The organism is Stenotrophomonas sp. YJH_SMC_127, from assembly GCF_059372445.1.
Map to the genome: position 1 here is coordinate 497,184 of NZ_JCAFVO010000002.1, position 15,124 is coordinate 512,307.

The following is a 15,124-nucleotide window of genomic DNA, read 5'->3' on the forward strand; positions in this document are numbered from 1 at the left end:
CGAGGCCTCGGCCCCGATCCTGGTAGGACTGCCGCTGGTGGCTCGGCGTCAGGCCCACGCGACTGCAGCACGATTGTTCCCAAGTATTGAGCAATGGGAATCTGGCGCCGAGCGTGCAGCTTCCATCATCCGGCGCCATTCCTGCGCTTGGCAGGCGGTGAGCGACAGCCAGGCCAAATCTTCAGGAAGCAGCTCGCGGCCTTCAGGCGTGATCAGACGATCACCGAGGAAAGAAAAACCGGCCTAAGGGCCGGCCAAGTCGATACGGTGGTGCGGGTCGAACTCAATCATGCCGCGATCTCATCCTTGGCCGGGGTCTGAGGGCGCAGGCAAGAGCTGAGCCAGAGGCCCAGCCATTGCTGTTCGTCGCTGAGTAGCCTGTCGCACGTATCTTGCTGATTTACAAAGAACACCCCAACAATCTGAAGGCCTTCTCTGCGTCGGGCATTGCAAATAATCTTGATCCAAGAATGCTCATTGCAGAACATTTTGATGCGCCAAAGATCATCGTAGAAAGTATTGATGCTCCGAAGATCATCGCATAAGAAATTGACTTGTGGCTGACCATTGCAGAAGATGTCAGCGCGCCAGGACGTCTTTAGAGTCACCAGATGCGCTCTTCAGTCCTGGCGAGATTTAGTGGCGCACATGTTATGCCAGCACGGATGGCAAGTCTCCCAGGCCTCGTTCAGGCCAGGCAGTGCTGAGGGCGCTCACTTTGAGGTTGCTTCCGGGATCCAGAGAAGCTTCACGTGGCTGCAGCGCACCCTGCTTCGTGTCAGCGCTATTGGTCGCAGCGGAGGGGGCGGCCGTTTGCATGCGGAATATTCAACCTCGCTTAGGACCTGAAATGCGGCCCGCGCATAGGCCCTGAAGAGGATGCGGCTAAACGCACGATACAAAGCAGCCAATCGCGAACCCTCGACGCCACGCATGGAAATTGCGTCGGCTATCTCCCGCAATGTCGCTTGAGCGGATCGTGACAGCACTCTCCCGTCGAAGAAGAGCCTTCCATGGACGGCATAGGCAACCAAGAGGATGACGTTGATCCTCGAGAATCGACGCGGCGACTCATCAGTGGTCGACATCCCTAGGAGATGCCTTTCACGTTCAGAGAAATCACCCGGGGGGAATTTCGAGGCTATGGAGAATGTGATCCTCTCAAGGGCATCCCCCATTTCCAGTGGGAGTTCTAGAAAAAACTCCGGTGCATCCGCAATGCCTGGTGCCAAACCCGCCAGAGCGGCTGATGATAAGCACTGCTCTGACGTGGATGGGTGCTTTACAACCGACGAACGGGCGAGTAGGCCTGGAGATCCCGCAGTTCCTCGATGCCAGGCAGCTCCTCTTGGAACGAACAACGCAGAGGTCGCTTCGATCACACGGGGGTCTTCCTCGCAGCCAAAGAAGTCCCGACGCGAGCGACTTGCGTCCGCCCAAGCAAGGTATCGCCGCACATGAAATTCTCGGGCCCCAGATTTCCCATCAGGATCGGACAGGACCAAAGGCGAATGAACGTGGTCGCGTCCGCATAAACAGATGAAAGGCGCAGCGTCGGATCGAAAAGATTTCCAGAGAGGCGCGCCACAAGACGCGCACTGAGCGACCGTGCGCACCCGATGCCAGGGACACTGATTGACCCAGGGCAGCTGGAATAGCATAGAGTGATAGCTGCTTTTGAGACACTCCGGACAGGCCGTTAGATAGGGCCTCCATTGAGCAGCCGCACCATTGAGCGCGTGCCACTTCCGGGGGTTCCAGAGCGGCGCCAACGTCTTGGCCGCCGGCACCCTTGCTACGATTGCAGTCTGTGCACTTTGAGAGTAGCAGAGGTGCCTGCACCAATCGTCTGAATACTTTGGCCTAACGCCTAGCAGGCCAAAGCTGTCATGGCAGTCTAAGCAGTTGAGCCTGAGAGTTTGAGCCAAGAAGCCCAAAGGTGAGATGCCCAGCAGCTGGTCGGGTGAATGGTGAAGGATCGCATCGAACGAACTTTCGTCAGACATCGTCATATTCCATTCCACCCTCAGGACCAGCCAAGCTTCCCCGATCAGGGGTGAAGTTCAGCTCCGCACAGGCACCGTCGTACTCAACAAGGTCGGAGTACCCGATGGCCATCTTGAGATCCGTGTCTGTCATCTCAGTAAAGCCAGGCCTGGTGATGATCCGCTTTGCAATGTACTGAGCCATCACGCTCACTGCTTGCAGCGGCCACTCATCGAATTCCCCCCGACCGGCTGCGGCTCTTTGCTGTACCCCGCAATCCCACAGTTTTTCACTGTATTCGGCAATCCTGAACTTCCCATCGTAGAGATGTGGTGCCAGACTCCTAGGCAATGTTACGCCAGAGCCAGGAGCCATCTCAGCGTCATCTTCAAACCGCTGAAGAAAGCATTTGAGGTCTTTTGCCGAGCGAATCCCGTGGAACTGATGAAACTGCGTGAAGAAGCGCCCCCTGATCTGAGGCGGGGCATGGAGCTTGTTGACCGCCTCTTGCTTGTTGGAAGTGTGGTTATCCTGGAACAGAAAAACGACGAAGATCGATTTCCCACGCTTCTCCAGTTCGTTATCAAGTGTTGCGAAATGCTGCAGGGCTGCTGTTTCGATCAGATTGGCATCGTCGATGACCAGGAGCAGTCGATCCACGCTGGCGTTACTCAACATCATCTCGATGGCGTTGATGACGCGATCAATCCTGTTCTGGGCCGACTGCCGCGCGATAGGCCGCTGTCCCAGCTGGGCTATCATCCAATCCATAAATGCGGCCTCGGTGACGCCGATTGAGCGCACAATAGCCGACACGGGCGCACAACTGAATGGACACCAGTCGAGGTTTTTGCAGATGTACCGGGAAAGGAAGGTCTTGCCAAATCGGGATTGCGAGTGCAGCCCAATGCCGCGGTATCCCTTCTCAATTGCCAGGACAATCTTGGTGAGCGCCTCTTCCATCGCGACCGTTTCAATGATGGGTTCGCCCCTTTTAGTAAAAACTGTTTTAAATGTTCCCAGGCCCGGGTCGAGATTTACTTCGTGATTGGCTCTCATTTCTTGTACCCCCTCCTGCCGAGCTTCACCCTTCCCGAAAGGGGGATTCCCAATTCCGCGATGATCGCTGCTTGCGGCGCATGCTGAAGTGGAGAATTGGCAACCGTTTTCGGCAGAGCCTCGGGAATCTCAGCCGCGTCGAGGCTCTTCTTGTGCTGCAGCTGACTGGAAGCAGCTTCTTTGCTGTCACGGAAGCGCGCCCGCAGGTGCTCCTTATAGGCTAGAACTGCATCCTCGACGCCCGATAGGTCAATATCACCTCGAGCGACCCTCCTGTGGATTAGCTTGCGCAAGGCGAGGCTGTGCGGCGTCCTTGCCCATGGGCGCAGTGCCCGAAGCACAACGAAAAGATCTCCTTCCTCGGTGTAAAGGTACATTGTCCGGCTATCAGTGATGTCCACTTCAGCAGAGTAGTCAGTGCTCACCAAGTCCCATCTATTTTTCAGTGCGACTGACCGGTATCGTGCGTATTTGAACTGAACATAGGGCTGCCGGCGGCGGCCCTTGTTCCCCTTAATCCGGACTCGAATGCTCATGATCGACATGGCAACTGCCCGCTCCTCATTGTTTCGAGTCGCGAAAAGCCAGCCGCCAGCTGCTGCGTAGCTCCGGAGGACCTCATAAGGGTCGCGTCCCTGGTGAGACCCATGGCTTTCGACGTTCGACGCGGCAGCAATCACATCCATCAGATCTTCCAGTGCATCTCGCTGCAGCGGATAGTCATCCGGATCGCTGCCATTGGTGAGGCTCTTCTTTGCTTCCTCGCCCTGGGGTCGAAACGCACCAGGCAGCAGGCGGATCGCGCTCTCCTCCTTGCGCTTGTTCCAGGCCTCAAGAAGGCCGCGCGTTTCCGGAACGCCGCTTGCGCCGAAGTGGATAACTCCTCTTAATTCCGAGGTCATGCGCTGACGATTGACACCAAGGCGGTGAGCCATAGCATTGTCGAGGCTCGTGATGACCCCGGTTGATACAAAGCCGAGCGCAGGTGCGGTGCCGATTCCGCTACCCGGGACGTACCTCATGCGCGGACAGACGAGTTCCTTGGGCTGCCATTTCCGAAGTGTGTTTGCGCAGGTTATGTTGAAGTCGGTGCCGTTGTAGTTCGTTGCGAATGCCAGTGCCCAACTGCAGCACATCCGGAGTAGCGCAAAGCACCCAACGATAAGCCAAACGCAGTCGATCGTCTGAAGGAATGGATTGCCATCGGCATCATGGCCCTCCACGGAGAAGGAGGCGTCTAGTTTGTGACCGTCGTATTGGACCCAATCGCCGTACTGGAGAGCAAAGACCTCCTGTAACTGGCCCGCGCTGACAGCGTCTTCCACTTCAAAGTCTTCGTCGACGAAAGGTGTGCCGCGGCGAGAATCCTTGATGAACTCCACGATGCTACGTCGGGCACAAGTTGTGTCGTTTGCGGGGTAGCGATCACTTGGAACCTTATCGCGGATAAAGGTCCTGATCTTTTTGAAAAAGTTGTTGAAGTCCTTACTAGGAACGTTCCGCTTGGGCAGCTGCCCTGAGTAGGCTGTCAGCCGCTCTTCAAGCTCGGGGAGCAGTTTCAGCACCTTCTTGAAGGCTCCGGGGCCTGCCAACTGTGGAAAGTCTGCGGGTGGGGCGGAGATGTGGTTACGGATTTTGTGCGGCAAGCACGCACGCCAACCCCACGGCCTACCGTCGGGGGCCATCTGCAAAGCGTTTCTGATTGTGGATCCTAACGTGCCGGGATTGACCCCATGACGCCTAGCTGCGCATGCGATAGTAACGCCTGCGGCTACGGCCTGAAGGGCTTCGCATCGGGCCGTGTAGCTTCGATAGGCTTTCGGCGTCAGCTGAGATGGAGCAATCAGATCCCATGATGAAATCTCTTTCAAAGCGAGCACGCTCATTTGCCTGCGGCCTCCAGGCGCACCTGTGTGCCTGCAGTGAGGCGCTCGCTGAAATTGATGCTGAGTACGCCCCTATGGATCAGCAGGCATGTAACACACCGGACATCCCGCCAGTCGAACGTACCGTTTAGACTGGTCTCAATGCCGTAGAAAGAACTCAGGGGGTTGGCGTTCATGTGAAGGCAAACAGCCTCAATGAACACATCCACGGCCTTGAGGTCGGCAGCAGACTGGACATACGGTAGGAGTTCAAGCCGTGTCGCATTGGCGATCCGGGCCGTGAGCAGTGATTGCGGCTTGCGGATGGTCAGGGCGATTCCAGCGGCTTTCGCTGCTTCCATGAGCTTGGCGCAAGCCGCATTCTCAGCCCGTTCTGCGTTGGTAGTGGGCTTAGTCTGCCGTCGGAACGCGATGAAGCTCTCCGCGCCATCCGTCTTGGCAAGCCAGAAGCACAGCTGGATCTCACAACCTTCGATAGCGAGAGTGCGAGGACGCTCCACGTAGCTCGCCACCGACAAGTCAAACTCTAGCTCCAAGGCTAAGGCCAGCCGGCAGGGCTCGACAACGGTAATGGTTCGGCCGCCGTTCTTCGGCGAGAGGAAGTGATAAGCGTCAAGCCTGATCTGCTCCCTGGGCGTGAGGCTCCTCGCTGAATAGGGAAGGTGAGACGGTGCCTGCGTGGCGTCAAAACGAGGGCTAGTCATGATGCACCCGATCTAGCCGGCGACCAGGCCCCGCAGATTCAGTTACACCCTTATGAGATGCTTCCGATTTCGTAGACATTCTCCTACTCCTGTCAGCTCTTTCCCGCACCCGCACTTTCCGAAAGAAAGGGGTGGACGAAGGGGCGAAATGGGAGTAATTTCGGGCTTGGGACGCAAGCCTTAGAGCTACTCCACGCCCGGTTGCCGCCGGGCGTTTTCATTTCTGGCGTCTGCCGCTACAACGTGCTCTTGGGGCGCCCATATTAGGCCGGCGCCTTCACCTGTTTCGATCATGGGCGCGGCGGGCCATGGATCGCAGACGTGCTCTCAATGAGCTTTAGGTTGGTAATGCTTGGTCAGGGGCCATGAACTGAGAGGCGAGCCAGTGGGCCACATCCCGGGACAGTGCGAACTTCCCCCGCCGCCTCTCTAAGCTGAATACGTGGACTGGAACAGTTCCTCGGGCCTGCGCCTGGCGCAGGCCGTCCAAGGACATGTAACCCAAGGCGCGCCAAAGCTCGTCTTGACCGAGTAGTGGGCCATAGCGATAAAGCAAGTCGCGGGCCAGGATCTCTTCGAGGTCCTCTTTGGAGAACGACTGACTCGCTGATAGCGCACCGCTCACTGACCACCTCCAGGCAGGTTCGTCTAGACAACGGTAGCCCACCTTTGACTGGAAGGGTTAGAGTAAAGTTGAGCGCCAACTTTACTCTGGTACTACTGGGCCACTCATTGGAGGCGCCCTGATGTCCGATGACGGTTATGCAACATATGACTTCAAACGCGCGGCCGTGCTCCTGAACCGCGTCGAGCGCGGGAACCCTGTTCGCTTTGTAGACAGGCAAGTACGTGTGCTTCAGACCGGCGCTTGGTTTGAGGCCGTTCGACTGAGCTTGGGCGGCAACGAATGTGGGCGCCCGCTTACCGCGTACGCCGTGGGAAAGAACTTGGAGCCCATGACTTACATCTCAGGGAAGGATGGCTATACATCGAACAAATGGTCCAGATATGCCGCCGGCATACATCGACCAACTCCCCGGACGCTCGATCAGGTTGAGGCGCTGGCTCCTGGCGCAAGAGATTGGATTGACGCGCCTCATTGGCGATTGCTCAACTGCTCTCGAGCATTACACGCTGATGACGATGCGCTGAGGCAGCTGGCACCACCTATTTTCGACACATTGTTCGACCGTGCCGCTAGCGATCGTAGGCACCTTAAGACCAAGGCATTACAAGACTTTTGCCTTGATGAACTAGCTGCCTGCATCAACGGCATTGAGGCGCTCTGCGCAGCAGTGTGGGTGCTACGTGAAGCTCGCGAAAATGGTGATCAGTGGACTTGCCTGGAGGTTGGCGCCCACCTTCACCGGATCCTACTCATGACGGTTTCGTTTGGCGTTCCATTCCTCATGCGATCCTCCCTCATCGCATTTTTTCATAGGAATATCTTTCCGCTGGCCAGCTCAACTGACGTGATCATCAACCCATCGCTGATGGATTTGCTGGCCGCAGCGGATGATTTCCTTATTCATCTCACGCGGCTGGAAGATGAGGAGGACCTTGGTGATCAGCAGCTTGGGGACACCTCAGGATGGCGAAAGATGTTGGACGGCACCCTGGGCGATGATCTCCTCCACGGGCTCTCGCCCGGTTACCAGCTCAGACCAAGCGCCACATCAGTTGACGCAGCAAGGTTTGTTGTCACCCGCACAGCGCTAAAGGTGTGGGGCAAAAGGATCCTCGATGGCCGAAGTCGACAGCGGATTGTTCCCAAGGCGGTGTGGCGTCAGGTGCGCGGCTTGGCGATTGAATAGTTACCACTCGGTCACGCTAATGGGGGGGCTTGGGGACCTAAGGGCTGGAAGATAGCTAGGCTCCGCCCATAGTCGATCAACTGACGCTGGAAAGACTGGCACGCACAGGAGGATACTTCCCCTATTCATCAGGGGGGGGGGGGAGTATGAGGCACCAAGAATTCCGGATGACCGGCGCATTGCTTGCGTTGTCTGTCGCGCTAAGTGCACAGTCACAGGCAAGTGGCGCGCCCGGCGATGGCGCTCAGCCAAGGAACACTCAAGGGGTAGCTGTCCAGGGCCATCCGCTGGCCAGCCAGGCTGAGCGGCCTACGCCCTTGCTGACGGCATCGGCATTGGCAGCAAGTGCCGGTGCAGCCCGCACTTCAAACGACGCGAAGATCGAACTGATGCTTCGCCGGCAGGAAGACCTGATCAGGAGCATAAAGGATCTCAAAGGCTCGCCTCTGAAAGAGCTGGCACCGGCAATATTGAGCGTGTTGGGCGTACTCCTTGGTGCTGCCTTGGCAAACTGGTCAACCTCTCGACTGCAGAAGAGGCGCTTGGAGAATGAGAACAAGGCATCGCGGGCAACGGCAGGAATCACTGCCGCGTCCAAGCTCATGGACTTCAAAAGCCGTCAGCTCTATGAGCTGTACGCTCCGCTTGAGGCGCTGCTGCGTCAAAACGTGACGGTGCGAGGCGAGCTCTATCGGATGCTGATTGAGAGCGCGTGCACAGACCGCAAGTACGAGATGAGGACCGATCCGAAGAGCCGCAAGGGGCGGTCACTTTTTGTCGTTCCCGCCGATGGTTCTGATGCACTACCGTTTAGACTCATTGAGCAAATGGCCTATCTGCAGGCAAACCATAGGAATGTCATGGGGCCGGTCAAAGAGATCGTGTCGGTTAACGAGCGCATCGTGGCGCTTCTTCACCAGAAAATTGGCTTGGTCCGGAGCGAGAATCGGAAGCTGAGCAAGCGCTTGGGTAGATTCTTGGCGCATCAGGGCGTGCTGCAGGCCGCCGTGAACCCGGCAACGGGCGTCTCCGCGCCCCTGCCGTCCTACACAACCACTTTCCCACGACGACTGGACAAGCTGGTCAAAATTGATGCAGACATACTTCGAGAGGAGATCAAGGGCTGGCAGGCCCGGACAGCTACATGGGCGGCGCCTCTTGAGCCCAGTTCCAGGGGAGAGCACCAGTGATGGGTGACATCTTCATGGACTATCAATCGACGACCCCGATCGATCCGCGGGTTCTAGAGGCGATGCTCCCGTATTTCACTCAGACGTTTGGCAATCCTCACTCATCTGAGCATCGGTTCGGTATCACCGCTCAACTGGCCGTTGACCAGGCCCTGAAAGATGTCGGGCGGGTCATTGGGGCAACGGCACATGAGATTGTCCTCACCTCTGGCGCCACTGAGTCAAACAATCTGGCACTTCGCGGGACGCTCCCCAAGCGGGGCAAGTCTCACCTCATCAGCTGTGTCACTGAGCACAGCAGTGTGCTCAACACGCTGTCAGCTCTTCAGGACAGCAGTTGCTCAACAACACTCTTGCCGGTGGGTGATGATGGCCTGATCGACCTGGAGGTGCTGGCAGCCAGCATCACGCCGTCCACCCGGATCGTGTCGCTGATGGCGGTAAACAGCGAAATTGGGGTGATACAACCCTTCGCCGACGCCGGTGCGATCTGCCGGGACCGGGGCGTGCTGTTCCATGTCGATGCAGCGCAAGGGTACGGCCGGATTCCGATTGACGTTCATCGTCAGCACATCGATCTTTTGAGTGTCTCCGCCCATAAGATCTACGGACCGAAGGGCATTGGCGCGCTGTTTGTTGGCGAACGCGCTCGTAAGGTGCTTCGACCCCTTATCACCGGAGGAAAGCAGCAGGATGGATTGAGGGCCGGGACCATCCCCGTTCCACTTGCTGTTGGATTTGCCGCAGCGGCGCGACTGATGCTGGAAGAGGGGAGCGCCGAAGGGCGTCGGATCTCAATACTTGCTGGCAAGCTTTTGACAGGCCTGACGAGCAAGCTCGCGGGTGTCCACCTCAATGGCAGTGCCATAAGCAGGTACTCAGGCAACCTGAACCTGCGGATTGAAGGGGCTGATGCTGATAGCCTGCTGCTCATGCTCCCGGAAATTGCGATGTCGACTGGGTCTGCGTGTAGCTCTGGTACTCCAGAGCCATCGCCTGTGTTGACAGCCCTGGGGCTGTCTAAGGAAGAGGCATCCCAGTGCCTGCGAATTGGTTTGGGCAGAATGACCACTGAAGTCGAAGTGGACTATGTAATAGAACGGCTATCGTCGGCAGCTGGGCAACTGCGGGGCTAGTCGACCTCGGGACGGTGTCAAGATTGACCCCGAGGAGCAGCCGCCTATACTCAGCATAGGCGGCAAGCCATAGGGGCAGGATGCCGCACCAAAAAGGCTTAAAAATCAAATGCTTGATGCCGCAACTGCGAATCTTGCCGAACGGACCTCGGGAGATCGCTTCTCTGGCCACGAGTCCTTCCCATGCCGATATGGGTGGCTGCCGAAGTTCTATGACCTGCTGATCCGCCGCCCTGAGGCCGTTCGTGAAGATGAGCAGGTCATGGTGGCTCTTGGTATTGGCCGAAACATGGTCAAGTCCGTACGCTTTTGGATGCAAGCGTTTGGCTTGATGGTGGATCAGCCCAGGATGGAACCGGTAGCAACTCCTTTCGCTACCTGGCTGTTGGACCAGCAGAGCGGAGCCGACCCCTACTTGGAGGATGTTGGCAGCCTTTGGCTGCTGCATTGGCGCTTGGCCGCCAAAGCCGACTTGGCTGCTTGGCATGTCGCATTCTTCCAGCTGCCAGAGAAGGAGGTTCTCAAGCGCTACCTTCTTCAGCGACTGGAACGGCACGCGGTGTCGCTGGACAAGAAGCTGTCTGCCAGCACCGTCAGACAGCACCTAGACATCTTCCTCAGCACCTATGCCGCCTCCCCGAACGCAGAGCGTGCCAGCGTGGAGGAACGCTTGGGTAGTCCTCTTCAGGAGCTGGGCTTGGCCCGCATCGCACCTGCGGGCGAGAAGGAGGAGCTGATCGAGTTCTCACGGGGACCTTGGAAGCATCTCTCGCTGGAGACCTTCATTTGCGTGTTACTGGATTACTGGGAGTTGGCCGCCCCAAATGACAAGACCATCTCGCTTCGATCACTTCAAACTGGGTTTGGCAGTCCAGGCCTGACGCTGCGCTTGGACGAGCGCGCGCTCTTGCAGCTGCTCGCCGACGCGTGTGCGTTGAGGCCGGACCTTTTCCACCTGTCTGATAGCGCAGAGCTTCAAACAGTCACCCTGCTGTCCGCAGACGTGCGCAAGGCCAAAACTGAAGTGGGGTATGTATGAGCAATCGCAAGATGACTATCAGGGACGTCCTTGGCGTGCGCAGCCGATACGTGCGCGCCGTCAACATCTCGCGTGATCTGGACGATGCCGGGGCGCTCGATGGCTATCTAATCACTGACGGAGTTCGTCAAGCGCTCGCGCGGCTATCCAAGGGTCTGTCCGCCGCGTCTACGCAGCGAGCGTGGCGGGTAACCGGAAGCTATGGTAGCGGCAAGTCAGCGTTTGGCCTGTTGCTTGCGAACATCTTCAGCCAGCCATTGACCAAAAAGGGCGCCGCAGGCGCTGTTCTTGACGAGCAGGCCAAGGACCTGCTGCCGGACCTGCGCAAGTTGCCGCGCTATGAGGTGCTCGTCATCACAGGTGCCAAGGAGGATGCGAGCATTGCGCTCGCTCGAGCACTTGATGAGCTCTTGGCCAAGCGCCGAACCAGCCCGACTCAAAAACAGTTGCGTAGCCGGCTGGGTGACTTCATTCAAGCCCGGCAGACCGCGAAGGTGCCGGCGGGTGATGTGCTGCAGCTTTTGGGAGATGTCCGGGCACTGATCGCTTCTGCCACGCTGGCGTCCGAAGGCCTGCTGATCCTTGTCGATGAGATGGGACGGTGGCTCGAGTATGCCGCTGGATCTGATTCCAGCATCGACGCCTCTTTCTTCCAGGCGCTGGCCGAGCAGTGCGGTGGTCGTGTTGATGACATCCCAGTAGCAATTATCGGCTTCCTGCACCAGCGTTTTGAAGACTACGCCGGCGGCCGCCGGGATCGCCGAGCAGGATTGGAATGGGCCAAGGTTGCCGAGAGATTTGAGGACATCTCGTTTGTCCAGTCCTTTGAAAGCACTGCCAAGCTAGTTGCTCGCGCACTGGAGCCCGATCGGGCAGCCTACAAGCGTGCCGGCGTTGCAACGCGCGCCAAAGATCTGTACCAGCAGGCGAGCAAGATGGGGCTGCTGGACTCAGGTCTGCTGAAGGGGGAGGGCGCGAGCGGTGAGGGTCTCTACCCGCTCCATCCCACCGCACTGCTTTCTGCTGTATCCATGTTTAGGCGCTTTGGCCAGAACGAGCGCTCTACCTTCTCGTTCCTGCTGGCCTCTGAGCCTTTTGCGTTCCAAGACTACATCGGTCGGCGCAACCTGGATCCGGGTGAGTGGTATCGAATCACTGATCTGTGCGACTGGCTACTTGCCCAAGGGACATTGCGCACGCTTGATGAGGAGCGCTTGAAGCGCTGGTCGCTTCTGCAGGAGACACTTCGTTCTGCGCCAGTCTATGAGGCCGAAGAGCTGATGTGCCTCAAGGCGGTCGGCCTAATGAATCTCCTGGAGCCCCAGCCTGGACTTCCTGTAACTCTGGCAAATCTTTCGTTTGCCCTACATGACCGAATCGACTCACCGCCCATCGCTGAGGCAGTTGAGAAACTGATCCAGAAGTCTCTGCTTTATGTACGTCCTGCAACTCAGGAGCTGTGTCTGTGGCCGCAAAGCAGTGTCGATGTAGCAAGCGAGTACTCGCGCATCCGCAAGAGTTTACAGCCTGCGGAGCGACTTGGCTCGTTGCTGCACCACCTTCCCGATGCGCGGCCGATGGTCGCCCATCGGCACTACTTTGAAACCGGCACGCTTCGCACGGCCCAAATTCACCTGCTTGACGAGATCGAGCAGGCCCATGCCGGGGCAGGTAAGGGCATCCTGGGGGATGCCGAGATTGTGATTGTGCCGTGCTACCCCGGCCAAGACGTTGCATCCCTGAGCCGACAGCTTCAGGAGATGAGTGCATCGTCGGTGCCTGGCCGCCTTTTCGCTCTGAGAGGGGTGAGCGAAGACGACCTTGAACTAGCCGATGACCTGGCCGCCTGGACCCAGCTGGAAAGTGAGTGCACGGACTTGCGCGTGGATACCTACGCCCGAAATGAAGTCAAGCAGTCCATTCATCGCGTAACGGCCAACATCTCGTTGCGCCTGGCGGATCTGCGCGCCCCCGGGCAGGGGGCTGACGTGGTCACTTGGTGGCATATGGGCAAGCGGCTTGAGGTCCGCTCGGGTCGGCAGCTCAACCAACAGCTTTCCACCATTTTCGATGAGCTCTACGGTCGGGCACCGCGGGTCCGCAACGAGCTGATCAATCGTACGGCGATCTCCAGCGCAGCTGCTGCGGCCCGTCAACGACTGCTGGAGCGGATGTTTGCCAATACTGCCGAGCGTGATCTGGGTATTCAGCAAACGCCTCCGGAAATGGCGATCTACTTGTCATTGTTCAAGGACACTGGACTGCATCGCAATGACGGTGCCGGCTGGCGCTTCTTTGCGCCGTCGGCAGGGAGCGACTGGCTGCCCGCCTGGGAAGCGCTTGGCGAGCTGCTTGAAACCCAGGGCCTGGTCTCCGTCAGGCAAGTTATGGACCATCTTGGAGCAGCGCCGTTTGGCATGCGAGACAGCGTCTCCCTGCTCCTGATTGCCGCCTTCCTGCGCGTCAATCGTGATGCAATCATCCTGCGTGAGCGAGGCAGCTATCTTACGGCATTGGAAGACAGCCACCTGGGGCGTCTGGTGAAGAAGCCCGAGGCTTTTGAACTTCACATGATCCACGCCCAGTCCTCTACAGCTTCGGTGCTGGCCATGTACCAGACTGTGCTGCAGAAGCACCTCGGCTCCTCCGGGGTCGGCGCGACGGTCGCGGAGATCACTCGCTCGATCTACGACTGGTACTTGACCCTCCCGGAGCACACCCTCAACTCCACAAAGCTTGACCCCTCGTACCGCGCTGTACTTGCCCTGCTGAACAAGGCATCTGATCCGATCGAGCTTCTCACAGTCACAATTCCGTTCGCCTTGGGCGCGATCAAGGTCCGTGAGCCGATCAATGGACAGAGCAAGGTGGCCGTTGAGGTTCTTCGCGCTCGCTTTGAGGGACTGTTGCGCGCAGGCTCCGAGCGTCTCAACGAACTCCGCTCGGAGATCACCTTGGTACTGGCACAAGAAGTGGGCGTGCGGGATTCCGTAGCTGTGCGGCCTCACATCATTGCACTGTCACAGGGGGCCGCCGGCGAAGTTGTCGACTATGCGCTCAGAGCCTTCATGCAGCGATCGATGGATGGACAGCGCGATGATCGCCAGTGGATCGATTCGCTGGCGAGTCTCCTAGGGGGGCGGAGCATCGATACTTGGCACGATGAAACGATTGTTCGATTCCGCGGCGAAGTTCGTCGGGTTTACACCCTGCTGACGCGCGTAGTGGCGTTGAACAAGTTGACCGGGACTTCGAAGTCACCGGATCACGCCGCCGTTGCCGTGCATGTCGTGGATCAGAAGGGCAAGGAGCGATTTGTCGCTGTACCAGCCGATGCCGAGGGAATGCTGGCCTCAGAGGATATGGCTGACCTCCGGGAGGCACTCTCCCGCCTGCCCGTGCCGGCGTATGCGTTGGCTCGCCTGCTTCTGGAATTCTCATCAGACCTACCCGCAACCCAGCCGGAGAGCGCGGCATGACCGAACCTCGACACATTCTGAGCCTATCGGGCGGCAAGGACAGTGCCGCCCTGGCACTGTACTTGCGTGATCGAATCCCAAACATGGAGTACATCTTCAATGACACAGGCAAGGAGTTGCCCGAGACGTACGAGTACCTCGATCGAATTGGCGACTACCTGGGCCGGCCTGTAATTCGCCTCAATGCTGACAAGGGCTTTGACCATTGGTATGAGATGTATGGCGGGATGATTCCCTCCAATCATCGCCGCTGGTGCACCAAGATGCTCAAGCTCAAGCCCTTTGAGGCCTATATCGGCGAGGAGCCGGTACTGAACTACGTTGGCATCCGCGCTGACGAAGATCGCCAAGGCTATGTGAGCACCAAGCAGAACATCACTCCGGTCTACCCGTTCATCGAGGATGGTTTGGTCTACGCGGACATCGTGCGAATTCTGCATCAATCCGGCGTTGGCATGCCCCCTTACACCAAGTGGGGCCGCACGCGTTCCGGTTGCTTCTTCTGCTTCTACCAGCAGAAGATCGAGTGGGTAAATCTCTTAGAAACCTACCCCGACCTCTTTGACAAGGCTGAGGAGTACGAGCGGGAGTACGTCCCGACCGGAAATCTCTTCACCTGGTCGCAGGGGGAGCCGCTTGCGGAGCTGCGCAAGCCCGAACGAGTGGCTCAGATCAAGCAAGACGCACTAAAGCGACCGGCTAGAGCGTCCTCTAAAGACAATCAATCCTTGGCCGATATCTTCCGCGCGCAGCGAGAGGTAGTCGAGGACGATGGCTGCGTGGTGTGCACCGTCTGATTAAGCGCGTAAAGCAAACTGCTAAGGAGACCAG

At 58.0% G+C, this 15,124-nt stretch carries 10 protein-coding genes; 6 read left to right on the forward strand and 4 right to left on the reverse strand.

Going from position 1 to position 15,124, the window contains the following annotated elements; genetic code table 11:
• Positions 1-48: 48 nt before the first annotated feature.
• The 4 genes from AC5QAB_RS07645 to AC5QAB_RS07660 all read right to left on the reverse strand — a co-directional run bounded on the left by AC5QAB_RS07645 (position 49) and on the right by AC5QAB_RS07660 (position 5,635).
• Positions 49-216, reverse strand: a complete 168-nt coding sequence (locus tag AC5QAB_RS07645; protein ID WP_414613841.1) for a hypothetical protein — start codon at positions 214-216, stop codon at positions 49-51.
• 1,782 nt (positions 217-1,998) lie between these two features.
• Positions 1,999-3,045 (reverse strand): ATP-binding protein, encoded by a 1,047-nt coding sequence (locus tag AC5QAB_RS07650; RefSeq protein WP_495233273.1) that lies wholly within the window; start codon positions 3,043-3,045, stop codon positions 1,999-2,001.
• The gene (locus tag AC5QAB_RS07655; RefSeq protein ID WP_495233274.1) at positions 3,042-4,931 is read right to left on the reverse strand and encodes a hypothetical protein; all 1,890 of its coding nucleotides are present in this window, start codon (positions 4,929-4,931) and stop codon (positions 3,042-3,044) included. Before AC5QAB_RS07655 ends, AC5QAB_RS07650 begins: the two co-directional genes overlap by 4 nt.
• Complete coding sequence (locus tag AC5QAB_RS07660) at positions 4,928-5,635, reverse strand: hypothetical protein (RefSeq protein WP_495233275.1); 708 nt, start codon at positions 5,633-5,635, stop codon at positions 4,928-4,930. Before AC5QAB_RS07660 ends, AC5QAB_RS07655 begins: the two co-directional genes overlap by 4 nt.
• Positions 5,636-6,381: 746 nt before the next feature.
• Between AC5QAB_RS07660 and AC5QAB_RS07665 the strand changes: the two genes are divergently transcribed.
• The 6 genes from AC5QAB_RS07665 to AC5QAB_RS07690 all read left to right on the forward strand — a co-directional run bounded on the left by AC5QAB_RS07665 (position 6,382) and on the right by AC5QAB_RS07690 (position 15,090).
• Positions 6,382-7,449 (forward strand): hypothetical protein, encoded by a 1,068-nt coding sequence (locus tag AC5QAB_RS07665; protein WP_495233276.1) that lies wholly within the window; start codon positions 6,382-6,384, stop codon positions 7,447-7,449.
• A 167-nt stretch (positions 7,450-7,616) separates the two neighbouring features.
• Positions 7,617-8,639 carry a hypothetical protein gene (locus AC5QAB_RS07670; protein WP_495233277.1) on the forward strand — a complete coding sequence of 341 codons (1,023 nt, stop codon included), beginning with the start codon at positions 7,617-7,619 and terminating at the stop codon, positions 8,637-8,639.
• Positions 8,639-9,775, forward strand: a complete 1,137-nt coding sequence (locus AC5QAB_RS07675) for a cysteine desulfurase family protein (RefSeq protein WP_495233278.1) — start codon at positions 8,639-8,641, stop codon at positions 9,773-9,775. Before AC5QAB_RS07670 ends, AC5QAB_RS07675 begins: the two co-directional genes overlap by 1 nt.
• A gap of 109 nt (positions 9,776-9,884) precedes the next feature.
• A complete protein-coding gene (locus AC5QAB_RS07680; protein ID WP_495233279.1) occupies positions 9,885-10,814 on the forward strand; it encodes a DUF4007 family protein in 930 nt (309 codons plus the stop codon).
• A complete protein-coding gene (locus tag AC5QAB_RS07685) occupies positions 10,811-14,293 on the forward strand; it encodes a hypothetical protein (protein ID WP_495233280.1) in 3,483 nt (1,160 codons plus the stop codon). The genes AC5QAB_RS07680 and AC5QAB_RS07685 overlap by 4 nt, the downstream gene beginning before the upstream one ends.
• Positions 14,290-15,090 carry a phosphoadenosine phosphosulfate reductase family protein gene (locus AC5QAB_RS07690; RefSeq protein ID WP_495233281.1) on the forward strand — a complete coding sequence of 267 codons (801 nt, stop codon included), beginning with the start codon at positions 14,290-14,292 and terminating at the stop codon, positions 15,088-15,090. The genes AC5QAB_RS07685 and AC5QAB_RS07690 overlap by 4 nt, the downstream gene beginning before the upstream one ends.
• Positions 15,091-15,124: the final 34 nt, after the last annotated feature.